Annotated in this window: 23 protein-coding genes; 5 read left to right on the plus strand and 18 right to left on the minus strand. The window is 69.3% G+C overall.

Annotation, left to right across the window (positions count from 1 at the left end):
* The first annotated feature begins 41 nt into the window (after positions 1 to 41).
* Positions 42 to 488: a hypothetical protein gene (locus DFR72_RS21390; RefSeq protein WP_143086801.1), complete on the plus strand. Its 447-nt coding sequence runs from the start codon at positions 42 to 44 to the stop codon at positions 486 to 488.
* A 17-nt stretch (positions 489 to 505) separates the two neighbouring features.
* Positions 506 to 970 (plus strand): hypothetical protein, encoded by a 465-nt coding sequence (locus DFR72_RS21395; RefSeq protein ID WP_090067510.1) that lies wholly within the window; start codon positions 506 to 508, stop codon positions 968 to 970.
* Here DFR72_RS21395 and DFR72_RS21400 read toward each other — a convergent pair.
* From DFR72_RS21400 to DFR72_RS21440, 9 genes are all read right to left on the minus strand, one after another.
* On the minus strand, positions 954 to 1,646 hold the full coding sequence (locus tag DFR72_RS21400; protein ID WP_090067509.1) for a hypothetical protein: 693 nt from the start codon (positions 1,644 to 1,646) through the stop codon (positions 954 to 956). The two genes, DFR72_RS21395 and DFR72_RS21400, sit on opposite strands and share 17 nt — an antisense overlap.
* Positions 1,647 to 1,836: 190 nt before the next feature.
* Positions 1,837 to 2,322: a hypothetical protein gene (locus DFR72_RS21405; RefSeq protein WP_090067508.1), complete on the minus strand. Its 486-nt coding sequence runs from the start codon at positions 2,320 to 2,322 to the stop codon at positions 1,837 to 1,839.
* Positions 2,323 to 2,337: 15 nt separating this feature from the next.
* Positions 2,338 to 3,153 (minus strand): DivIVA-like cell division protein Wag31, encoded by an 816-nt coding sequence (gene wag31 / locus DFR72_RS21410; RefSeq protein WP_086669281.1) that lies wholly within the window; start codon positions 3,151 to 3,153, stop codon positions 2,338 to 2,340.
* Between the two features lie 48 nt (positions 3,154 to 3,201).
* A complete protein-coding gene (locus tag DFR72_RS21415) occupies positions 3,202 to 3,477 on the minus strand; it encodes a YggT family protein (RefSeq protein ID WP_089950699.1) in 276 nt (91 codons plus the stop codon).
* A gap of 18 nt (positions 3,478 to 3,495) precedes the next feature.
* Positions 3,496 to 4,149 carry a cell division protein SepF gene (locus DFR72_RS21420; RefSeq protein WP_090067507.1) on the minus strand — a complete coding sequence of 218 codons (654 nt, stop codon included), beginning with the start codon at positions 4,147 to 4,149 and terminating at the stop codon, positions 3,496 to 3,498.
* A 67-nt stretch (positions 4,150 to 4,216) separates the two neighbouring features.
* Positions 4,217 to 4,915, minus strand: coding sequence for a YggS family pyridoxal phosphate-dependent enzyme (locus tag DFR72_RS21425; protein ID WP_090067506.1), 699 nt, complete (start codon positions 4,913 to 4,915; stop codon positions 4,217 to 4,219).
* Positions 4,912 to 5,616 (minus strand): peptidoglycan editing factor PgeF, encoded by a 705-nt coding sequence (gene pgeF, locus DFR72_RS21430; protein ID WP_090067505.1) that lies wholly within the window; start codon positions 5,614 to 5,616, stop codon positions 4,912 to 4,914. The genes DFR72_RS21425 and pgeF overlap by 4 nt, the downstream gene beginning before the upstream one ends.
* A 783-nt stretch (positions 5,617 to 6,399) precedes the next feature.
* Positions 6,400 to 7,740: a cell division protein FtsZ gene (gene ftsZ / locus DFR72_RS21435; protein ID WP_090073975.1), complete on the minus strand. Its 1,341-nt coding sequence runs from the start codon at positions 7,738 to 7,740 to the stop codon at positions 6,400 to 6,402.
* A gap of 340 nt (positions 7,741 to 8,080) precedes the next feature.
* The gene (locus DFR72_RS21440) at positions 8,081 to 8,575 is read right to left on the minus strand and encodes a DinB family protein (protein WP_090073974.1); all 495 of its coding nucleotides are present in this window, start codon (positions 8,573 to 8,575) and stop codon (positions 8,081 to 8,083) included.
* A gap of 237 nt (positions 8,576 to 8,812) precedes the next feature.
* Between DFR72_RS21440 and DFR72_RS47540 the strand changes: the two genes are divergently transcribed.
* Together DFR72_RS47540 and DFR72_RS21445 are read left to right on the plus strand one after the other, a co-directional pair.
* Entirely contained in the window at positions 8,813 to 8,938 is a 126-nt protein-coding gene (locus tag DFR72_RS47540; RefSeq protein WP_256241004.1) for a hypothetical protein, read from the plus strand.
* 234 nt (positions 8,939 to 9,172) lie between these two features.
* Entirely contained in the window at positions 9,173 to 9,532 is a 360-nt protein-coding gene (locus DFR72_RS21445) for a hypothetical protein (RefSeq protein ID WP_090073973.1), read from the plus strand.
* A 3-nt stretch (positions 9,533 to 9,535) separates the two neighbouring features.
* Here DFR72_RS21445 and DFR72_RS21450 read toward each other — a convergent pair whose 3' ends face one another.
* The 8 genes from DFR72_RS21450 to DFR72_RS21485 form a co-directional block, all read right to left on the minus strand.
* Positions 9,536 to 10,285: a cell division protein FtsQ/DivIB gene (locus tag DFR72_RS21450; RefSeq protein WP_090073972.1), complete on the minus strand. Its 750-nt coding sequence runs from the start codon at positions 10,283 to 10,285 to the stop codon at positions 9,536 to 9,538.
* Complete coding sequence (gene murC, locus DFR72_RS21455; RefSeq protein WP_090073971.1) at positions 10,282 to 11,649, minus strand: UDP-N-acetylmuramate--L-alanine ligase; 1,368 nt, start codon at positions 11,647 to 11,649, stop codon at positions 10,282 to 10,284. The genes DFR72_RS21450 and murC overlap by 4 nt, the downstream gene beginning before the upstream one ends.
* Positions 11,646 to 12,749, minus strand: a complete 1,104-nt coding sequence (gene murG, locus DFR72_RS21460; RefSeq protein WP_177224666.1) for an undecaprenyldiphospho-muramoylpentapeptide beta-N-acetylglucosaminyltransferase — start codon at positions 12,747 to 12,749, stop codon at positions 11,646 to 11,648. The genes murC and murG overlap by 4 nt, the downstream gene beginning before the upstream one ends.
* A gap of 35 nt (positions 12,750 to 12,784) precedes the next feature.
* Positions 12,785 to 14,251, minus strand: coding sequence for a putative lipid II flippase FtsW (gene ftsW / locus DFR72_RS21465; protein WP_425459905.1), 1,467 nt, complete (start codon positions 14,249 to 14,251; stop codon positions 12,785 to 12,787).
* A gap of 252 nt (positions 14,252 to 14,503) precedes the next feature.
* Positions 14,504 to 15,877 carry a UDP-N-acetylmuramoyl-L-alanine--D-glutamate ligase gene (gene murD, locus DFR72_RS21470; RefSeq protein WP_090073970.1) on the minus strand — a complete coding sequence of 458 codons (1,374 nt, stop codon included), beginning with the start codon at positions 15,875 to 15,877 and terminating at the stop codon, positions 14,504 to 14,506.
* 4 nt (positions 15,878 to 15,881) lie between these two features.
* Positions 15,882 to 16,967 carry a phospho-N-acetylmuramoyl-pentapeptide-transferase gene (gene mraY, locus DFR72_RS21475; RefSeq protein WP_090073969.1) on the minus strand — a complete coding sequence of 362 codons (1,086 nt, stop codon included), beginning with the start codon at positions 16,965 to 16,967 and terminating at the stop codon, positions 15,882 to 15,884.
* Positions 16,964 to 18,433, minus strand: coding sequence for a UDP-N-acetylmuramoyl-tripeptide--D-alanyl-D-alanine ligase (locus DFR72_RS21480; RefSeq protein WP_090073967.1), 1,470 nt, complete (start codon positions 18,431 to 18,433; stop codon positions 16,964 to 16,966). Before DFR72_RS21480 ends, mraY begins: the two co-directional genes overlap by 4 nt.
* The gene (locus tag DFR72_RS21485; RefSeq protein ID WP_177224665.1) at positions 18,430 to 19,956 is read right to left on the minus strand and encodes a UDP-N-acetylmuramoyl-L-alanyl-D-glutamate--2,6-diaminopimelate ligase; all 1,527 of its coding nucleotides are present in this window, start codon (positions 19,954 to 19,956) and stop codon (positions 18,430 to 18,432) included. Before DFR72_RS21485 ends, DFR72_RS21480 begins: the two co-directional genes overlap by 4 nt.
* A gap of 276 nt (positions 19,957 to 20,232) precedes the next feature.
* On the opposite strand from DFR72_RS21485, the gene DFR72_RS21490 reads away from it, so the two are divergent.
* Complete coding sequence (locus tag DFR72_RS21490; RefSeq protein WP_170176340.1) at positions 20,233 to 20,982, plus strand: universal stress protein; 750 nt, start codon at positions 20,233 to 20,235, stop codon at positions 20,980 to 20,982.
* Here DFR72_RS21490 and DFR72_RS21495 read toward each other — a convergent pair.
* The gene (locus tag DFR72_RS21495) at positions 20,979 to 22,031 is read right to left on the minus strand and encodes a putative glycoside hydrolase (protein ID WP_170176341.1); all 1,053 of its coding nucleotides are present in this window, start codon (positions 22,029 to 22,031) and stop codon (positions 20,979 to 20,981) included. The two genes, DFR72_RS21490 and DFR72_RS21495, sit on opposite strands and share 4 nt — an antisense overlap.
* Positions 22,032 to 22,081 lie beyond the last annotated feature (50 nt).

Here is a 22,081-nt window from a genome sequence, read left to right on the forward strand (position 1 = left end):
CCCGTCCCCCAGACTTCTCGACGAGGTGATTGGGGGATCACGTGAAAGTTCTGGCATTCGCCGCTTTGCTGAGCACCACCGTCGTGGCACCGGTGCAGGAGTTCTCCTTCGAGGCCGAAGCCAACGCGCGGCCGGTGCACAGCCGGTCCGCGAACTGGTCGGCTCCGGCCGAGGAGATCAGGGTCGGCCTGCGCCGATCCGACAACACGATCAGGATCCACGCCGAGCACAACGGCCTGCAGGACTACATCCTGGTCGAGCTGTCACGGCACGACGGACAGCTGATCACCGCCGGCTCGTACGACGACGAGAAGGTCACGGTGTTCGGCGACGGCTTCGTCTGCACCGACGACACGGCCGGCTTCACCGTCGACCGCGTCGAGTACAACGCCGACGGGTGGACCGACGTGTTCGCGGCGTCCATCACGCACACCTGTGGCGACCAGCCGTTCAACGCGTTCCGAGCTCGGGTCGACTTCCACCGCTGACACCCTGGGGGGTAACCATGATTCGCGCTGTTCTGACCACCACGGCCTTACTGCTCGCCACCGCCACACCGGCCTCGGCCGACGCCACCGGCTACCTCATCTGGGACTCGGACGCGAGCGCGTGGCCCACGCAGGGCCGCTCGGGCACCTGGACGCCACCGGAGCTGTTCTCCGTGCGCGAGGAGCCCGAGGAGAACAACCTCATCCGGATCAAGGGCGAGTCCTCCGACGGGTGGGAGTTCCTCGAGATCAGGTTGTACCGCCACGACGGACAGCGCATCACCGAGGGCCACTTCGAGGACCAGAAGGTCCTCGTCGTGAACCACGGCTTCGGCTGGTACGACAACGGCGGCGACTTCGCCGTCGAGCACATCGCCTACAACGACGAGGGCCTGATCTCGGAGTTCGACGGCGCGATCGAACACCACTACGAGGACAGGCCGGACAGCACGTTCCGCGCGAAGGTCAGCTACCGGCGCTGACGTCGGGAGGCGTGGTCGTGTTCCGTCCGCGGAGCACGACCACCCCGGCCACCACGAGTGCGAGCAGCACAACGCCGCCGATCGGCAGTGTCCAGCGCTCGAGGAAAGTGCGCGGAGGCATGACCTCGCGGACGAAGGCGCGCACCTCGTCCCGCATCGCCGAGTTCGCGGTCAGCGCGACCCCGGCCACCGCGCCCGGCACGATCTCCAGCCTGCTGTCCGACGCGGCCCCGGCGACCTCGCGTGCTTCGCCGACCATGACGTCGTTCTGCGCCGCGGCGACGAAGGTCGGCACGTCGACGGCCCTGGCTCCCGCCACGGCGTCGAGTTCCGTCCCCTGCCTGGTGACCGCGAGCGGGGTGAGCAGGACCAGCGCCTTCAAGCCGGAGATCTTCTCGGCTGTCGCGGCGACGGCGGTGGCGCCGGTGCCGGCCCCTGCGGCCACGATGGAGGTCACGTCACGACGGTGGAGCTCCCTCGCGGCGCCCATCACGTCGAGGCCGTACCGGTACTCGCCCCTCGGGACGACCTCGGCTCGTACCTGGTGGAGAAGCACCTGATAGCCGTCGTCCGCGAGTTGCCGGGCCAACGGCAGCCACGCGCAGAGAGACTCGCCGGTGCCGGGGGTGAGCAGCACACCACTGGACCCGCTGCCCAGCACCAGTCCACGCAACACGACGTGATCATCAGCTCTGAAGTCGATCGCGTCGCCACGCAGATCGGCGGGAACGCACGCGTCCAGCTCTGGTCGTGCAGCCGCGGGGGCTGCACCGGCAAGGAGGAATGCGGAAGCGACGGCCAGGGCTCTCAGCCTCATGGCTCGTTCGTACCGCCAGACCGCACCGTTCGTCCGCGAAACGGACGGATCAACCGGTACGGCTCCTGCGCACCAGGACCGCGTCCGGGGTGCACAGCGCGCAAGGCGTGAACTGCAACTGCCGTGCCTCCTGCACCGGGAGGCCCAGCGTGGGCCTCCCGGCAAGCCAGGAGCACGAACTCAGGTGGTATCGGGGCCGTTCGTCCAGCACCCGCACCTCGTCCACCAGATCGGCCACGACGAGCATGTCCGCCGCGTCGGTGTCCTCTTCCGGTGGTTCCTCGTCAGCGGACGGCGTGTCGGCTACCGCCGGCTCCGCCACCCGTTGATCATCAGCTGCACGTAGTTGATCTACACTCTGCGCGTCGGCAGCGGGGTCCCCCGGCCGTCTCCGCCACCAGTCCCAAGCCAGGACCAGGGCGGCGAGCACGCTCGCGCCCACGGAAGACCACGCCCAGATCGTGTTGGACGTGGCCAGCGCAGGAACGAGCAACCCGAGGGCTGCCAGCACCAGAAGCAGAACTACGAAGAGCACCTAGCGAACAGTAGTTCAGCCGGCTTCGGCGCGTGCGCCGAAGGAGTAGCCCTGGGAACGGCCCTCGGACGGAGCGGCGGGGCCGCGGTCCTGGAGGTCGCGCAGGGACGACTCGAGCATCGTCTTCAGTCGCGTGCGGTACTCACGTTCGAACGTCTGCAGCTTGTCGATCTGCTTCTCGAGCGTGTTCTTCTCCTGGGTGATGTTGCCCATCACCTCAGCGTGCTTGCGCTGCGCGTCACGGTCCAGCGCGGTGGCCTTCTCACGGGCCTGCCGCTCCAGCGTCTCGGACCGCGTCCGCGCGTCGTTGAGCATGGTCTCGGCACGCGTGCGCGCCTCGTTGACCATCGTGTCGGCCTTGGCACGGGCCTCGGACAACAGCTGCTCGGACTTCGTGCGCGCCTCGGACAGCATGCCGTCCGCTTCGGCCTTCGCCTCACCCGTCAGCCGGTCCGCCATCTCCTGGGCAAGGCCCAGGACCTTCGCGGCCTGCACGTGGTGGTCTCCGCCACCACCGGGGGACGTCTGCTCCATGACCGAGGGCGGCGGGACCGGCGCCAGGCGGCGCGGCTCCTCCACCGGCATACGGGTCGTCATGGGGCTGGCAGAAGCCTTCGCACGCGCGTCGTCGAGGTCGGCACGCGACGTCTCGAGCTGCTGGTCGAGCTGCTCGACCTGCTGACGGAGGTCGTTGTTCTCCTCGATCAAGCGGGCGAGCTCGCCCTCAACCAGGTCGAGGAACGCGTCCACCTCGTCCTCGTTGTAGCCCCGCTTGCCAATCGGCGGCTTGCTGAATGCAACATTGTGCACATCAGCGGGGGTCAACGGCATCGGATCACCTCTCGCACTCCTGGGCTGCGGTCATCCCACGGTTCCCCGTCACCTGGGATCTGCGAATCGCATCAGAATGATAACGACTAGCCACAGCACAATAATCGATAGGTCCAGCCCGACGCCCCCGATCCGCACAGTCGGGATCACCCGACGGAGTGCACGAACCGGTGGGTCGGTGACCGTGTAGACGGTCTCAAGCGTCACGGCTACGCCGCCCGCTGGGCGCCATTCCCTCGCGAACGTCCGCACCATCTCGACCACGACACGCGCGGTCAGGAACAGGGAGAACGCGAACAGGACGTAGAAGATGACGAGACGGATGGGGTCCACGGGTCAACTCTAACCGTGGTTCCCGAACCCGCCCTCGGCCAGCTTCCTGCGGTCCTCCGCCGTGACGTCAACGTTCGGCGGTGAGAGAAGGAACACCCTGCTCGTGATCTTGTCCATGGACCCGCGCAGAGCGAACGCCAGTCCGGCCGAGAAGTCGACGAGACGCTTCGCGTCCGCGTCGTCCATGTCGGTCAGGTTCAAGATCACAGGGGTGCCGTCGCGGTAGTGCTCCCCGATCGTGCGCGCCTCGCTGTAGGTACGGGGGTGAAGCGTGGTGATGCGCGCCAACGGGTTGCCTGCCGGCTCGGCAACCGGACGCAGCCTGCTCACGGGTTCGCGCTGCGGCTCGACAGCGAGTGCGCCGTGCACGGGTGCATCGGCGCTCCAGCGTCGCGTGCCCGGGGGGTTGCCCCCGCGCCGCGACTCGGGCTCGTAGTCGTCCGGCTCGTCGATGTCGGCCCGGTAACCGGAGCCCTGGAGCTCCGACCGGCCCGGTGTGAACACGCGGCTGCGCCGCGGATACGGGTCGTAGTCGTCGGCCTCGGCCGCGTACTCGGACCGATAGTCGCCGTAGCGGCCGCGGTCGTCGTCGTAGCCGGGGTCGTCTGCGTACTCGGCGGGGACCATCCCGAAGTAGGCCTTCAGCTTGTGCAAAGCGCTCATTCCAGCCCCTCCTCGGCGGTTCCCCACTCTTAGGGACGGTGCGGACGGTCCCGAGGTTCCCGACAACCTACGGCGAGGTTAGTCGCCGGCTGCCGAGCAACGCCGTTCCGACACGCACACAGGTCGATCCGTGCGAGATGGCATCTTCCAGGTCACCGCTCATTCCCGCTGACACATGGGTGGCAGTGGGATGATCATCACGTAGGCGAGATACCACCGAAACCAACGCCTGAAACGCCTGCGACGGCTCCATCGTCCGAGGCGCGACAGTCATCGCACCTCGGAGAATAAGATCACCCGAACGAGTGATCACGCCAGCCAGTTCCGCCACATCCGCAACAGCAACCCCACCGCGCGACGTGTCGCCGTCGATGCTGACCTGCAACAACACGTCGAGCTTGGTGCCTTTCGCGTGCGCCGCCTTCGCCAGCGCCTCGGCCAGCCGGACGCTGTCCACGGAGTCGACCTGGTCGGCCCACTCGACGACGGACTTCGCCTTGTTGCGCTGCAACCGCCCGACCATGTGCCACCGCGCCTCGCCGAGGTGTCTCAACTGGCCGACCTTCGCGCCGGCCTCCTGGTCGCGGTTCTCGGCGAAGTGCCGGAGCCCGAGCCCGTAAAGGATCTCCACATCACTGGCGGGCCACGTTTTCGTCACCGCCAGCAACATCACCTCGTCCCGAGCCCGCCCAGCCACCTCACACGCTTTGGCGATGCGCTCCTCGACCTCAGCGAGGTTCGCCGCCAACTCCTCGGCCCGGTTCACGGCTCAATCCAGATCACCGACGCAAGCCGCCCGGTAGGCGCCTGCCGCCGATGGCTGAACAGGTCCTTCTCCTCGAACGTGCACCGAGGATCGACCCCGATCCTCCCGACCCCGGCACTGGCGAGCTGATTCCACAGCCCAGCCCGCAAATCCAAGGCAGGCGTACCTTTCCGCGACTTGGAGGCACTACCGGGCAGGTGCTTCTCGACGTCCTTCTGCATCTCGGCGGGCACCTCGTAACACTCACCGCACACCGAGGGCCCCAGCAGAACCTCAACGCGCTCAAGCTCGGCCCCGAGCGCCATCATCGCCTTGAGAGCCTCGACGACAACACCAACCCGAGCACCGACACGCCCAGCGTGCACAGCCCCGACAACCCCGGCCTCCTGATCCCCGAGCAGGACCGGCACACAGTCAGCAGTCAACACGACAAGCCCGAGACCGGCCCGTTTCGTCACAACGGCATCAGTAGCCTCAAGCGGCTCACCCCGCGGCCCGTCAACGGTGGCAACAGTGCGCCCGTGCACCTGCTCCATCCAGACCAACCGATCGGCCGAAAGCCCGATCCCCTCAGCCAGCCGCCCCCGGTTCGCCTCAACGGCCCGAAGGTCGTCCCCAACGTGATCGCCGAGGTTGAACGACTCGTAGGGCGCCTTGGACACGCCACCGGCACGGGTGGTGACAACACGACGAATGCGCACGCCTACACCCTAGTTCGCACGAACACGCACCCCAGCCCTCCCCCGCAGACACCGCTAGCGATGCCGAAGGCGAGCCGTCCACCCCACGCGAAGCCGAAGGCGAGCCGTCTTCTTCCCACACGCGAAGCCGCAGGCGAGCCGTCTTCTTCCCGCACGCGACGCCGAAGGCGAGCCGTCCTTACCGCAAGGCAAGGGCGGTGGGGTCCCATCACGAGTCGCGCCATAGCTCTTGCTGCACCTGAGGGGTGAGGTCAAGTCGACACGCTTTTCGTCGACTTGACCTCACCCCTCAGGTGTGGCCCGCTCTTGGCTCGGCTCGTGATGGGACCCCACCGCCAACGCACCGAGCTACGCAACAGGCAGCCGCCCAACGCAACAGGCGTGCCATCAACCCACCCGTGGCGTGGACCCCCTGATCAGATTGCCGGGGTCTGGGGCAGAGCCCCAGGGAAAGCACGCAACGCAAGGTCGCCGCCCGCAAGGTGACCACCCGCCCGGTCGCGGCAGGCAAAGGCGACCACCCGCAAGGTCGCGGCAGGCAAAGGCGACCACCCGCCCGGCCGCGGCAGGCGAGGCGACCACCCACAAGGTCGCGGCCAGCCCACCCAAAACCGCCAGACACCCAAGCTGACGCAGGCGTCCCCCCAATAGAAGGACCCCCTGAGCCCGAACGCTACTCAGGGGGTCCGACAAGATCAGCACATCAGGTCCGGCAGCACCAGATCCGGCAGCAGCCCCGGCGCCAGCCGAGGCAACCCAGACCCAAACCACCAGGCCAGAACCTCACCGCCGCATGAACGGCGGCACATCAACCTCATCGTCAGGGTCCTCGGTGACCGGCACAGCCCGAGAAGGCAACGACCCGTTGGGCGACAAGGACCGAGGCGCAGAAGGCACGTACCCGTTCCCCTGAGCCGGCGAAGGCTGAGGCGGCACCGTGGTAGGAGGCTGCTGCACAGGCTGCGCGTGCCGAACCTCGGGCTGGACCTGATGCTGCACCGGGGGCTGGACCGGAGCCTGAACTGGCGCCTGGGCGACAGGTGCCTGAACGGGCGGCGGAGTCTGAGCCACCGGCTGCTGCACGTGGGTCGGCGTGGCCGTGGCGGAGGCGATCGGCCCGCTGGCCGTCCGAGGCGGCGAGGACAGCGCCGTCGGCTCCAGCTTCTTGTGGGTCGGGCCTCCGGCGTCGAAGCCGGCCGCGATCACCGTGACCCGGACCTCGTCGCCCAGGGAGTCGTCGATGACCGTACCGAAGATGATGTTCGCGTCGGGGTGCGCGGCCTCCTGGACGAGCGAGGCCGACTCGTTGATCTCGAACAACCCCAGGTCGGAGCCTCCGGCGATGGACAGCAGCACGCCGTGCGCGCCCTCCATCGAGGCTTCCAGCAGTGGCGAGTTGATGGCCTTCTGCGCGGCTTGCACCGCTCGGCCCTCTCCTCGCGCCGAGCCGATGCCCATCAACGCCGAACCCGCGCCGGACATGACCGACTTGACGTCGGCGAAGTCCAGGTTGATCAGACCGGGGGTCGTGATCAGGTCGGTGATGCCCTGGACACCGGACAGGAGCACCTCGTCCGCGGAGCGGAAGGCGTCCATCAGGCTCACGCCGATGTCGCCGAGCTGCAGCAGCCGGTCGTTCGGGATGACGATGAGCGTGTCGCACTCGTTGCGCAGCGCCTGGATGCCGTCTTCGGCCTGCTTGGCGCGGCGCTTGCCCTCGAAGGAGAACGGGCGCGTCACGACACCGATGGTCAGTGCGCCGAGCTTGCGGGCGATCGAGGCCACCACCGGGGCGCCGCCGGTGCCCGTGCCGCCGCCCTCACCTGCGGTGACGAAGACCATGTCGGCCCCCTTGAGGACCTCCTCGATCTCCTCGCGGTGGTCTTCGGCGGCCCTGTGCCCGACCTCGGGGTTCGCGCCTGCACCGAGGCCGCGGGTCAACTCTCGGCCGATGTCGAGCTTCACGTCGGCATCAGACATCAGCAAGGCCTGGGCATCGGTGTTCACCGCGATGAACTCGACGCCCTTCAGCCCGACCTCGATCATGCGGTTGACGGCGTTGACACCGCCACCACCGATGCCGACGACCTTGATCACCGCGAGGTAGTTGTGCGGGGGCGTCATCGGATCCGCCTTCCTGATCGTGGTCCGCGCTGTGGTGCTGGGTGTGATGCACCCGGATTGAAACTCTCAACCTCTCGTCGAGGCCCAGAGTTATGTCAACCCCATATGTTCCTGCTGGACGGTAAGCACCAGCGGTGCGTCGGTCCAGCAGCCACGCCGTAGGGTCCCAACACTGTGCGCTACTACTCCCCGGTCGTGCCGTCAAGTAGCGCGTACGGTCCTGAGGACGACGCACCCCCAAGCCTAGTCGGACCTCGAATCGGAGATCGTCTCGCCCGTCCTATCGACGTTTTTCCGCCTGGGACGGTCGCCGGCCCGCCCGAACTCGGAGAAGCGCGAGCTAGTCGCCGACGGTCCCGTCCAGCAGTTCCCTGACCACGTCCAGGTGGCCGGCGTGCCGGGCGGTCTCGTCGACGAGGTGCGCGAGGACCCAGCGGGCCGAGATCGTCCGGTCGCCCCGGAACGGCACCTCGGCGTCGAGCGCAAGACCGGCGAGGACCTCCCGGCTGATGTCGCACTGCGCGCGGTAGTCCGCGAGGAAGCCGGCGAGCGTCTCGCCCTCCTCGACGCGCCAGTCCGCGTCGGGGTCCTCCGTCGTGTACGGCGCGCGTGAGTCGCGGCCCGCGAGCACCACCTCGAACCAGTGGTGCTCGGTCCACCGCACGTGCTTCACCACGCCGGCCGCGGTCGTCAGCTTCGAGGGCAGCACCGCCCGCGTCGCGTCGGCGTCCGTGAGGCCCTCGACCTTCAGTTCGATCGTGGCGCGCAGGTAGTCCAACAGGGCCGTGTAGGTCGCACGCTCGTCAGCGACAAAGGGCGGTACAACTCGTGTCATGCGGCGCAGCCTGCATGAGCACGTGAGGTCACCGCACCGCATTTGTCCGCCGTTGCCCAGTCCGCCATCCGGTGCCCTGCAAAGGGCAACGCCGCCTACGGTCCGGCGAAACCCAGCGCTCGCAACCACGACGTGGCTGAGCCTGAGTACTTCCTTCGGGTGACAACGATCAAGACGGCTAATACCGCGGGTGGCTGTCCGATGAGCAGGTAGTCGTTCATCACCAGGAGGCATGTCTTGGCACCCGCACCCGCGTCCGTGCGTTCGCTCATCGTCGAAGCGATCGTCCTGGAACTCGTCTCGAGCAGGCTGGGCAGCCTCGTCGCACGGGTCGCGATGGCGCGGCTGAGGCCGAACGGCTGACCCGGACTTTCAGGAGAATCCTTTGTGCTCGCAACCGATCCATCGGTCCCGGAACCGTCGGCCCCGCCGGTTCCCGACGCCGTCACGGCCACCGGCACCGCGGCCATGACGAACACGACCTCGAACTGAAGGACCTACGTGGAACCTCTTCCACCAGAACAGACCGGAGTACAACCGCAGCAGGCACCGCCGCCACGAGGTCGAACACCAGGACTTCTGGCCGGCATCGCCGCGGTGTTGCTACTCGCCGCAGGCGGTATCGGGTTCGGCCTTGGGCGCGCCTCGACGGACTGGGGCACACCCGACACGTTCACCGTCGAGGGCAGCATGACCGTCACCGGACGCTGCGGTTCTGGTGGCTACAGCGACATGCGCGATGGCGCACAGGTGGAGATCCTCAACCAGGACAACAAGGTGCTGGGCGTGTCCACGCTCGTGAAGAGCGTCAGCAGCTGCGTCTTCACCTTCACCGTGCGGGACCTGCCGACCGGTGAGCGCCTTTACGGCGCGAGCACCGGCAACTCCAATCGCGGTGTGATCTGGAAGACGCAGCAGGAAGCCATGGCTGAAGGCTTCCACCTGACACTCGGCTGAGCGCTAGGACACGGTGGCCAGGTCCGGCGACGACACGTCGTAGGTCGTGCCTGGCCGCGAGAGCAGCACGAGCAGCACGGCCGCCTTGCGTGCCGTGTCGTCGGAGCTGCCCCACTTCACCACGCGGTTCCCTGACAGCGTCAGCTTCACGTCGGCACTGGTCGTCGCCGCCACCGACAGCACGTCGGGCCGCAGCTTCTCCGGCAGCTCGTTCACGACCCCGACCACGGCGCGAGTGGCCGGGTCCGAGGACGACGGCAGCGTCAGCACCAGTTCGGGCACGCCCGGCGCGGGGGCCGGGAGGATGGCGTAGTCCTTGCCGGTCGAGTCGACGAGGTGGAAGCCGTCGGGCAGCTTCACCGAGCCGACCGGGACGCGTTCGGTGAGCAGCAGCCGGACCGTGCCCGGGAGCAGGCGTTCGACCTCCACGGCGGCGACGCGCGGGATGCCTGCCACGCGGTCGTGGATCTCCTTGAGGTCCAGGCGCACCAACGGGGAGCCCGCGTCGATCGCCGCTACGGCACGGACCTCGTCCTCGGTCAGCGCCACGTTGCCGCGGACGTCCACCTGGCGGACGCCGAGCAACGGGGTGAAGAAGACGCAGTAGGCCAGTGCCAGCACGGAAAGCACTGACAGCAACGCCACCAGGCGGCGGCGCAGGATCACCCTGCGCCGCGCCCGGTACTCGGCGCTCTTCGGTCTCCGGTTCGCGGAGCGAACTCGCGTGGACCTGCCGCGAACCGGTGCGCTCATGACAGCGCGCTGACGATCTCGGGGCCGAGCATCGTCACGTCACCCGCGCCCATGGTCACCACCAGGTCGCCCTCACGTGCCAGCGAGGCCACCAGTGCGGGGACGCGGTCGAACGACGGCTCGTAGTGCACGGAAGCCGTGACCTGCTCGGCGATCAACCCGCCGGTCACGCCGGGTTCGGGCTCCTCGCGGGCGCCGTAGACGTCCAGCACGACGACCTCGTCCGCCAGCGACAACGCGGCGGCGAACTCCGTGGCGAACGTACGGGTCCTCGAGTACAGGTGCGGCTGGAACACCACGATGACACGGCCCGCGCCTGCGACCGGACGGGCGGCGCGCAGCTGTGCGTCGACCTCGGTCGGGTGGTGCGCGTAGTCGTCGTACACCGACACACCCTTGCCGCGGCCCTTGAACTCGAACCGCCGCCGCACGCCACCGAAGGCCGCGAGGCCTTCGAGCAGCCCTGCCTGGTCCGCGCCGAGCTCCAGACCGGCCAGCAGAGCGGCGATCGCGTTCAACGCCATGTGCTCGCCCGGCACCGCGACCCGGACCTCGACGGCCACGCCGTCGATCTCGACCGACGCCAGGCCACCGGCCTCCAGCGGCTTGTAGTCGACGAGACGCGCGTCGGACGCGGACCGGCCGTACTCGCGCACCCGGATTCCCCGCGCACGGGCCTCGGTGATCAGGCGAGCGGCACCAGGATCGTCCACACAGGACACCAGCACGCCCTCCGGCGCGATCCGCTCCAGGAACGAGTCGAACACGGCCGTGTAGGCCTCGACGGTGCCGTGGTGGTCGAGGTGGTCGGCCTCCACGTTCGTCACGACGGCGACGGACGGCGAGAAGAACAGGAACGAGCCGTCGGACTCGTCCGCCTCGGCCACGAACACGCCACCGGTGCCCTGGTGGGCGTTGGCACCGGACTCGTTCAGGTCACCACCGATCGCGAACGACGGGTCGATCCGGCAGTGCTGCAACGCGACGGTGAGCATCGACGTGGTCGACGTCTTGCCATGCGTACCGGCGACACACACGACGCGATGGTCTTCCATCAACGCCGCGAGCGCCTCGGCACGGCGCAGCACGGTGATGCCGCGCTCACGGGCCGACGCGTACTCGGGGTTGGTGTCCTTGATCGCGGTCGACACCACGACCTCGGTCGGACCGCCCACGAGCTGGTCCAGGTTCGAGGCGGCGTGACCGACGGCGATCCGCGCGCCCTGGGCGCGCAGCGCCAGCACGGTCCGCGAGTCCTTGGCGTCCGATCCGGACACCTGCACGCCGCGCGCCAGCAGGATCCGCGCGATGCCGCTCATGCCGGCACCACCGATGCCGACGAGGTGAACGCGTTCGAGGCTCATTTCTTGATCACATCCAGAACGGAGCGGGCCAGGATCTCGTCCGCCTCGCGACGGCCGGTGCCGAGCGTCGCGCGGGACATCTGCGCGAGCCGGTTGCGGTCCGCCATCAGCGGCACCACCAGCGATACGACCTTCTCCGGCGTGAGCTCGGCGTCCGGCACGAGCAGGCCGCCGCCGGCGGACACGACCGGGCCGGCGTTCAGCGCCTGCTCACCGTTGCCGATGGGCAGCGGCACGAACACCGCGGGCAGGCCGACGGCCGACACCTCGGCGACCGTCATCGCGCCCGAACGGCACAGCACGGCGTCCGCGGCGGCGTACGCCAGGTCCATGCGCTCCAGGTACGGCACCGGCACGTACGCCGGGGCACCCGGAACCTGTTGCACCGAAACGGAGTTCTTCGGCCCGTACGCGTGCAGCACACCGACGCCGGCACGGGCGAACTCGGCCGAGACCGGCGCCACGGCCTCGTTGATCGAACGCGCGCCCTGCGAACCGCCGAACACCAGCAGCACCGGAGCGTGCGGGTCCAGTCCGAAGAACCGGCGGGCCTCGGCGCGCAACGCGGCGCGGTCCAGCGACGTGATCGACTGGCGCAGCGGGATGCCGATGATCTGCGCGTCCATGAGCCCGGAGTCCGGCACGGCCGCCGCGACGTGCGCGGCGAACTTGGCGCCGACCTTGTTCGCGAGCCCGGCCTTGGCGTTCGCCTCGTGCACCACGATCGGGATGCGGCCACGCGCGGCCAGGTACGCGGGCAGCGCCACGTAGCCGCCGAAGCCGACGACGACGTCCGCGCCGACGCGCTCCAGCACCTCGCGGGTCTGCTTCACGGCGCTGCGCACGTTGAGCGGCAGCTTCAGCAGGTCCAGGGTGGGCTTGCGCGGCATCGGCACCGGCGGGATCAGCTCCAGCGGGTAGCCGCGGGCCGGCACGATCTTGTTCTCCAGGCCGCGTTCGGTGCCGAGCGCGACGACACGCGCGTCCGGCCGCAGCCGCATGACCGCGTCGGCCAGCGCCAGTGCCGGCTCGATGTGTCCGGCGGTGCCACCGCCGGCGACCACGACGCACGGACCACTGGGGGCAGGGTGCCCGGTCAAGACTTCTCCCGAAGGTAGTTGGCTGAAGATCGAATTCAGTTGGATCGCCCGCGACCGCGGGTCGACCTGCCTTGCTCTGAACGGCCCTGCGTGCGCCGCGAGTCGCGGCGACGGTACTCCGAAGGCGGAGCGGAGCGTCCAGCCATACGACGTTCGTCCACCACTGGAAGTTGCTGCGTGCGTGAACGGCCTGGTGCGCGGGGAGGCGTGGACGGGCGGACCGGCTTGCGCTTGGCCGGTGGCCGGTACGCCTCGGGGGCGGGCAGCCGGAGCAGCCCGCCGACGCGGCCGGGACCGAGCGAACGCAGCGCGGACACGGCCTCGGGCTCGTGCCGGGCGCAGTTCGCCAGGATGCCGAACACGATCATGGTCGTCACGATCGAGGTGCCGCCGGAGGAGATCATCGGCAGCGTGAGGCCCGTGACGGGCAGCAGCTGCACGACGTAGCCGATGTTGATCGCGGCCTGCGCGACGAGCCACACCGTCAGCGTCGCGGCCACGATCCGGATCCACGGGTCGGTGTTGCGCGAGGCGATCCGCAGGCCGACCCACGCGAGCCCGCCGAACAGCACCAGCACCAGACCGCACCCGACGAACCCGAGCTCCTCGCCGATGACGGCGAAGATGAAGTCCGACTCGACGTTGGGCAGGTACCGCCACTGCGAGCTGCCCCGGGCGAGTCCCTTGCCGAACAGGCCGCCGTCGGCGAGCGCGAACATCGCCTGCCGGGCCTGGTGACCGGCGCCGTCGGGGTCGGCGTCGGGGTTGAGGAACGACGTCACGCGCTGCAGCCGGTACGTGGCACCGATCGCGAGCACGACGGCACCCGCCACCGCGCCACCGGCGATCACGCCGAACAACCGCATCGGCGCGCCCACGAACCACAGCAGGCTGATCAGCACCACGCCGAGCGTGATCGTGCCGCCGAGGTCGGGCTGCAGCATGACCAGCGCGAACACCAGCATCGCCACCGGCACGACAGGAACCAGCAGGTGCCGGTACTGCGACAGCAGCGCTCGCTTGGTCACCAGGACGTGCGCGCCCCACAACGCCAGCGCGAGCTTCACGGCCTCGATCGGCTGGAAGGAGACAGGCCCGAGCGTGAACCACGAACGCGCGCCGCCGCGGACGTCACCGAGCGGCGTCAGCACGAGCGCCAGCAGCACCACGCCGATGCCCATCGCGGCCGTCGAGACGTGCCGGAGCCTGCGCAACGGGAACCGCAGCATCACCCAGAACAGGACGGCGCCGATGCACACGTAGATCAGCTGTTTCTGGAACACGCTGTACGCGGACACGCCCGACGCGACCTGTCCCGGTGCCGAGGCCGACAGCACCATCACCAGGCCGAGCACGGTGAGCATGCCGAAGATCGCGAGCAACAGGTGGAAGTCGGCGAGCGGTCGGCTGAGCCACGAGGTCATGCCGCTGCGCAACGACGTGATGCGGCCCGCGGGACGAACCTTCCGCTTGTTCCTCGGCTTGTCGGCGACGACGGTCACCGGATCATCGTCTCCTGTGTCAAGCGCTCGAACGGGGATTCCTGGGGCGTGTCGCCCCTTTCGCTGGAGCGTGCCGCCCCTGGTGTCGTGACCGCGGGCCTTTGCCCCGTATTTCGACGGTCAGACGGGTGCATCGTGGTGCCGGCCCCGCGCCCTCGTACTGGTGGTACGGGGGCGCGGGGCCGGCACCGCGAGGCACCCTGCTGAGCGCCGGAAGACGCGGTGAAGGCCCGCGGTCACGGCACCATCACCCTACCGGCCACCCGTGAGGCGCTTGACGGCGTCCGTGAACGCCTGCCCCCGGTGCGCGTAGTCGCTGAACATGTCCATCGACGCCGCCGCGGGAGCGAGCAGCACCGTGTCACCGGGCTGCGCGAGCTCCTGCGCGGCACGGACGACCGCCAGCATCGGATCTTCGTCCCCACCGACGTCGAGCGAGCGCACCGGCACGTCCGGCGCGTGCTTCGTGAGAGCGTCCGCGATCACGGCACGGTCGGCGCCGATCAGCACCGCGCCTCGCAACCGGCGGGCCTCGGTCCGCACCATCTCCTCGACCGACGCGCCCTTGAGCAGCCCACCAGCGATCCAGACGACGCTGTCGAACGCCCGCAGGGAAGCCACGGCGGCGTGCGGGTTCGTCGCCTTGGAGTCGTTGACGTACTTGATGTCGGTGGCGTCGACGGTGACGAGCACGGCACGGTGCGCGGCCGGTTCGAACGCCTCCAGGCCCTCGCGCACGGCCGCGGACGGCACGCCGTACGCGCGCGCCAGGGCCGTGGCGGCCAGTGCGTCCGCGATGCCGGGAGGGCCTGCCGGACGGATCTTCGCGACCTCGACCAGCGCCTCGTCGTCGGCGAACGCGCGGTCGACCAGCCAGCCGTCGCGCACGCCGAGCTGGCCGTCCTCGGGTTCGTCGAGCGTGAAGCCGATGCGGTCACGCGCGGTCGAGGCCTCCAGCAGGTCGCCGACGAGTTCGTCGTCGAGCCAGCCGATCGCCACCTCGCCGGTGAGGATCCGGGCCTTGGCCTGGGCGTAGGCGTCCATGCCGCCGTGCCAGTCGAGGTGGTCCTCGGCGAGGTTGAGCAGCGCGCCCGCCTGCGGACGCACCGAAGGCGCCCAGTACAGCTGGAAGCTCGACAGCTCCACCGCGAGCACCCGGTGTCCGGCCAGCAGCGCGTCCACGACCGGCAGGCCGACGTTCCCGCAGGCCACGGCGTCCGCGCCGGCGGCGTGCAGGATCGACTCCAGCATGCCGACCGTCGTGGTCTTGCCGTTCGTGCCCGTCACCGCGAGCCACACCGGCGGGTCGGCCAGCTCGGTGCCCATCCGCCAGGCCAGTTCGACCTCGCCGATGACCTCGATGCCGGCCGAGGCGGCGGCCGCGAGCAGCGGGCTCGACGGCTGCCAGCCGGGGCTCGTGACCACCAGCGACGTGCCGGCCGGGGGCTCGGTCAGCCCCGGCACCAGCTCGACGCCTTCGAGCAGGGTCTCCAGCGCCGCCAGCCGTTCCGCCGACGAGTCCGTCACCACGACCTCGGCGCCCGCCGCGAGCAACGCCTCCGCGGCGGACCGGCCGGTCACTCCAGCACCGGCCACCAGCACCTTTGTTCCGGCCAGCTTGGTCATAACTCTAGAAACCGCCCGTCAGCCACTCGCTGTAGAACACGCCTAGCCCGAACATGCAGCAGATGCCGGCCATCAACCAGAACCGGATGATGACAGTGGTTTCCGCCCAGCCCGCCAGCTCGAAGTGGTGGTGGAAGGGGGCCATGCGGAACAGGCGCCGTCGTGAGGTGCGGAAGACCGCGACCTGCAACGCCACCGACAGGGCCTCGACCACGAACAGACCACCGATGACGATCATCAGCAGCTCGGTGCGGGTCGCGATCGCGAGACCAGCGACGAGGCCGCCGAGCGCGAGCGACCCGGTGTCACCCATGAAGATCTTGGCCGGAGCGGCGTTCCACCAGAGGAAGCCGATGCAGCCTGCCATCGCGGCGGCGGCGATCACCGCCAGGTCCAGCGGGTCGCGCACGTCGTAGCAGCCCGCCACGGCGTAGCTGGAGCAGTTGTAGCGGAACTGCCAGAACGAGATCACGACGTAGGTGCCGAACACCATCGCCGACGACCCACCGGCCAGGCCGTCGAGGCCGTCGGTGAGGTTCACGGCGTTCGACCACGCGGCGACCATGCCGTAGCAGAAGACGATGAAGCCGACGACGCCGAACGAGACCACGGTGATGTCGCGGACGAACGACAGGTTGACCGACGCGGGCGTCAGGCCGTCCTTGTTCGGGAACTGCAGCACCAGGATCGCGAACGTGATGGTCGCGATGAACTGGCCGACCAGCTTCGCCGTCTTGTTCAGGCCCAGGTTGCGGGCCTTGCGGATCTTGATGAAGTCGTCGAGGAAGCCGACGATGCCGAGCGACGTCGTCAGCATCAGCACGAGCAGGCCGGACGCCGTCGGGGTCTGTCCCGACGCCGAGGCCGACATCGAGTTCACGAGGTGCGTGCCGAGGTAACCGGCCCACATCGCGACCAGGATGGCGAGGCCACCCATGGTCGGCGTACCGCGCTTGGTCTTGTGGTGCTGCGGACCGTCTTCGCGGATCTCCTGGCCGAAGCCCTGGCGAGAGAAGACCTTGATCAGGTACGGCGTCAGCAGGATCGACACTGCCAGTGCGATCGCTGCGGCGATCAGGATGCTCTTCACTTGGTTCCTGCCTCCAGCAGGGCCTCGGCAATGCGCCACAGGCGATAGGCGTTGGATGCCTTGACCAGCACTACGTCACCGGGCCGGATTTCCCCCTGCAGCAACGCGATCGCCGCGTCCACGTCCGGCACCGCGACGGATTCGTCTCCCCAAGATCCTTCCAGGTGCGCGCCCTGGTGCATCGCGCGGGCCGCTTCGCCGACGACGACCAGCTTGCTGATGTCGAGGCGCACCACCAGGCGGCCGATCTCGTCGTGCTCGCGCACCGCGTCGTCGCCCAGTTCCGCCATCGGGCCGAGGACGGCCCAGCAGCGGCGGGCGGGCGTGGTGGCGCGCGAGATCGACGCGAGTGCCTTCAACGCCGCCCGCACCGAGTCCGGGTTCGCGTTGTAGGCGTCGTCGATGACCGTCACGCCGTCCGCGCGGTCGGTGATGACCATGCGGTGGGCGGAGACCCGCCGCGCCGCGCCCAGTCGCTGCGCGATCTCGGCGGGCGTGGCGCCCAGTTCGAGTGCGATGGCCGCGGCGACCAGCGCGTTGCCGACCTGGTGCGAGCCGTTCAGCCCGAGCTCGACGTGCGCGTCGCCCTGCGAGGTCTTCAGCGTGAAGCTCGCACGTGCCTGCTCGTCCAGCTCGATGTCAGTGGCCCGGACGTCGGCCTTCGGGTTCTCCCCGACCAGGACGACCTTGGCCTTCGTGCGGCTCGCCATGCCCGCTACCAGCGGGTCGTCGGCGTTCAGGATGGCCACACCACCGTGCTCTTCGCCGGGCAGCGCTTCGACCAGCTCGCCCTTGCCCTGCGCGATGCCCTCGCGCGAGCCGAACTCGCTCAGGTGCGCGGTGCCGACGTTCAGCACGGCACCGAAGCGCGGCGGGGCGACCTGGCAGAGGTTCGCGATGTGGCCGATGCCGCGCGCGGACAGCTCCAGCACCAGGAACCTGGTGTCCTCGGTGGAACGCAGCGCGGTCCACGGGTGGCCGAGCTCGTTGTTGAACGACTCCGGCGGCGCGACGACGTCTCCGGCCGGCGCCAGCACCTGGGCGATCAGGTCCTTGGTGGACGTCTTGCCCGCGGAGCCGGTGATGCCGATGATCGTCAGGTCCTTCAGGCGGTCCGTGACGTGGCGGGCGAGCTTGGCCAGTGCCTCGAGCACCGCCGCGCCCTCGCCGCTCCTGTCCCCCGCGAGAACGTAGGCGTTGGCGTGTCTGGTCTGCACCGGCGGTGCGATCACCGCCGGGGCGTCGACCTCGCGGCCCGCCAGCACACCGGCGGCGCCCGACGCCACGGCCTGCGCGGCGAAGTCGTGGCCGTCCACGCGTTCCCCGGGCAGCGCCAGGAAGAGGCCCCCCTCGGTGATCTTGCGGGTGTCGAACTCGATGGAGCCGGTGACCACCGGACTGCCATCGGTCGCGTGCAGGCGTCCGCCGACGATCTCAGCGATCTCGGCGAGCGTGAGTGCGATCAACGGTGCGCCTCTCTGATCGCGGCGGTCAGCGTCTCGACGTCCGAGAACGGTTGGATCACGCCGGCGATCTCTTGTCCCGTCTCGTGCCCCTTGCCCGCCACGACGACGACGTCACCCGGGAGGGCCAGCTCGACGGCCTTTTCGATCGCGAGCCTCCGGTCGCCGATCTCGAGCACCTCGCCCCGGTTCGCGGTGGCGAGGGCCCCTTCGAGCATGGCGGCCCGAATAGAGGACGCGTCTTCGGTCCTCGGGTTGTCATCGGTGATGATCAAAATCTCGGCGCGTTCGGCGGCGGCCTCGCCCATCAGCGGCCGCTTGGCCCGGTCGCGGTCGCCACCGCAGCCGAGCACGACGATCACCCGGCCGTCGGTCTTGGCGCGCACGGCGTCGAGCGCGAGCGCGACCGCGGCGGGCTTGTGCGAGTAGTCGACGACGGCCGTGAAGGCCTGACCCTCGTCGATCCGCTGCATCCGGCCGGGCACCTGGACGGTCCGCAGGCCCTCGGCGACCGCCTCGGGACCGATGCCCTCCAGGTGCAGGCAGGCGATGGCCAGCAGGGCGTTCGCGATGTTGAAACTGCCCGCGAGCGGGAGGTGGATCCGGATGTCGCCATCGGGGCCGTGCGCGGTGAACGTCTGCTCACCGGTCGCGCTCACCTCGACGTCGCTCGCGGTCCAGGTGGCGGGCTTGGTCGTGGCGACGGTGACGGTGCCCGGCTTGACCAGCCGCTCGCCCCACTCGCCGTCGACGCAGACGACCTCCTTGCGCGCGCGGCCGTCGAACAGCTGCGCCTTGACCTGGAAGTACTCCTCCATGTCCGCGTGGAAGTCGAGGTGGTCCTGGCTCAGGTTCGTGAACGCGCCGATCTCGAACTCGGTGGCGGCGACGCGGCCCATGTGCAGCGCGTGGCTCGACACCTCCATCGCCACGTCGGTGACACCGCGTTCGGCCATGACCGCGAACAACGCCTGCAGGTCCGGCGCCTCGGGCGTGGTGTGCGAACTGCCGAGCTGCTCGGTGCCGATGCGGGTGCCGACCGTGCCGATCAGGCCGGTGTTCCTCCCGGCGGCGCGCAGCACCGACTCGATCATGTACGTGGTGGTGGTCTTGCCGGACGTGCCGGTGACACCCCACAGCTTGATCTTCGTCGACGGCTGTCCGTAGACGTGCGCGGCGAGCAGGCCCACGACCTCACGAGGGCGTGGGTGGATCAGCACGGGGACGTCCTTGAGGGAGTCGCGCGCGGCTCCGGCCTCGTCCGTCAGCACGGCGACGGCACCGTTCGCGATCGCCGTGGCGGCGAAGTCGGCACCGTGGACCTGGGCACCCGGCAGCGCGGCGTAGAGGTCTCCGGGGACCGCGTGCTGTGCACGCAGAGTCACCCCCGTCACCTGGACGTCGGCATGCGCCGGCCTGGTCAGGTGCACGTCGGCGACCGCGGCGAGAGCAGCCACGGAAGCAGGGCGAATGGCGTTGGGGCGGGGCGGGGCGGTCGCGACCTTGCCCTCGAGCTTGGCAGGCACGGGCAAGAGGCTACCGGCGTACACAGAGTGGCCGAGCGGCGCGTTGGCGTTCGGGTGATGATCCGCGGATCTGGGCCGTTCGAGTGGTCCGCCGCGCTGGTCTTCACGGGCGAGCCCGTCCGGCCGCACAAGTTCCTGCCCGCTTCGTGACTTAGTGCCCTGTGAGCGCTCGTGCGCCTGCGGTGAGGTAGGGAGCGGCAGGAGGCGGTAATGAGAACCAGCTCGGCGGTGGAACCCCGGAGATTTTCCTTCTGGGCTCCCGATTTCAGTCGTTCGGTGACAGTCGGGGTCGACGCGTCCGAATTCGCGTATCACGCGTTCGAGTGGGCCGCGCGACACGCGTGGTCGCTCAGGACGGACCTGCAGGTGTTCCTCGCGGACCCCGGTGACACGACGGTCCAGCGGGTCCTGGAACGACTTCCCATGCTGACCGCCCACTTCCGCCCGAGCGGGGACGACCCGGTGGCCGCACTGGTGAGGGCGTCGGACTCCAGCGCGACCTTGGTCTTGGGGTGCAAAGGCGAACAGCACCGCAGCCTGGGGCTGGGCTCCCTCGTCCTCCCGGTGTTGCGCCGCGCGCGGTGCGGTGTCGTGGTGGTGCGCGGACGACCCAAGGCGATCCGCGGCGAACACGGCTGGATCACCGCTGCCGTCGGCGGGTGCGAGGACCCGGTCGTGCTGCGGCGCGCGGTCGAGCTCTGCCGCACCCGCCGAGCGCGGCTGCGCCTGCTGCACATGCACCTGCCGGCCCAGCACGGCGCGGACGTGCCCCGGGACGAGGCAGCGGTCCGCCCGGCCGTGTTGTTCTTGCGCACCACCGCACCCGAGCTGACGCCCGAGGTGCAGGTGGGGTCACGGCATCCGCACGAGACCTTGGCCGAACTGGACTCCGACCTCGTGGTCGTGGGACGCGGCGGGCAGCACGACGGCGTCGGGCTGGTCACCCGGGCAGCGCTCTACCACGCGTCCTGTCCCGTGCTGGTGGCCCGGCCGGAGCCGTTGCAGGACGACCGGGCCAAGGTCTAACACTCCTTGCGCAGCACGGTTCCGGTCGTGCCCGGCAAGGCCACGTAGGTGACCGGGGCGCCCGCCTCGTTGGTCTGGGTCTGGTCGAGCCTGATCGTGACGGGCGCGCTACCGGTCCTGCCGGCGTTGACGATCACGGTGCCGCACTCGAAGTCGCGCTGGTGCACGTTCTTCCCGACCTCGTGGTGGGCGCCGAGCGGTGTGCCGAGATCCCAGTCGTACTCGGCGCGCCACCGCGAGGGGCCGTCGTAGCGGTCGGTCTCCTCGATCTCCGAGATCGCCGCGTGCTCGCCCTTGGCCAGCAGGTAGCTCGCGTAGGCGTAGCGGAACGGCTGCTCGGCGCCGCTGTGGTGCGGCTGGACCCAGGTGATCTTGCCCTTGGCCTCGTTGGCGGTGATCTGCTCGACCTGCCGGCTCCAGCCCTGCTCGTACTCGGAGAGCAGGTCCTTGTCTCCGAAGGTCAGCCACCACTCGTCGAAGCCGCCGTCGAGGTGCTCGACGTAGGAGTCCCAGGCGCCCTCGTGCAGGCGGGCGTTGGACATGTTCGCGACGGTCTTGAGGCCGGCGTCCACGAACTTCTGCCTGGTGCCGGCGAGCATCGAGAGGTAGGCCGCGCGCATCGACTCGTCGGTCGGGTACGCGGCCGGGCAGACGCCGTCGTGGTAGGTGTCGCAGGCGAACAGCGCGTTGTCCATGAGGACGCCGTCGAAGACCTCGGCCGAGGACGCGACCACGTTGTCTGCCCAGGCGTTCTGGTACGCGGTGTTGCCGACGTCCATCTGCCAGTGGCCCTCGTAGCCGCCGTACTCGAGGCGGTTGCCGGCGGAGTCGCGCAGGAACCAGGACGGGTCGGCCTCGCAGTAACCGACGCCGGTGGGGAGATCGGAATCGTCGACACCGTTCGAACACGCGTAGCTGCGCGTCGACGAGAGGTCCTTGTAGACAAAGGTCTGGATCTTCGGATTGGCCGCTTTGAACTTCGCGGCAAGATCGCTTTCCCAGGCGTTCAGCACGACATGAGAACGGCGCTGCGCCTCGGTGGCGATCATTTGATCACTGATGGGCGTGCTGTTCATGTGGAGCCAGAAAGACTCGGCCT

It is taken from the genome of Lentzea flaviverrucosa, assembly GCF_003350445.1.
In the GTDB taxonomy this organism is placed as follows: domain Bacteria; phylum Actinomycetota; class Actinomycetes; order Mycobacteriales; family Pseudonocardiaceae; genus Lentzea; species Lentzea californiensis.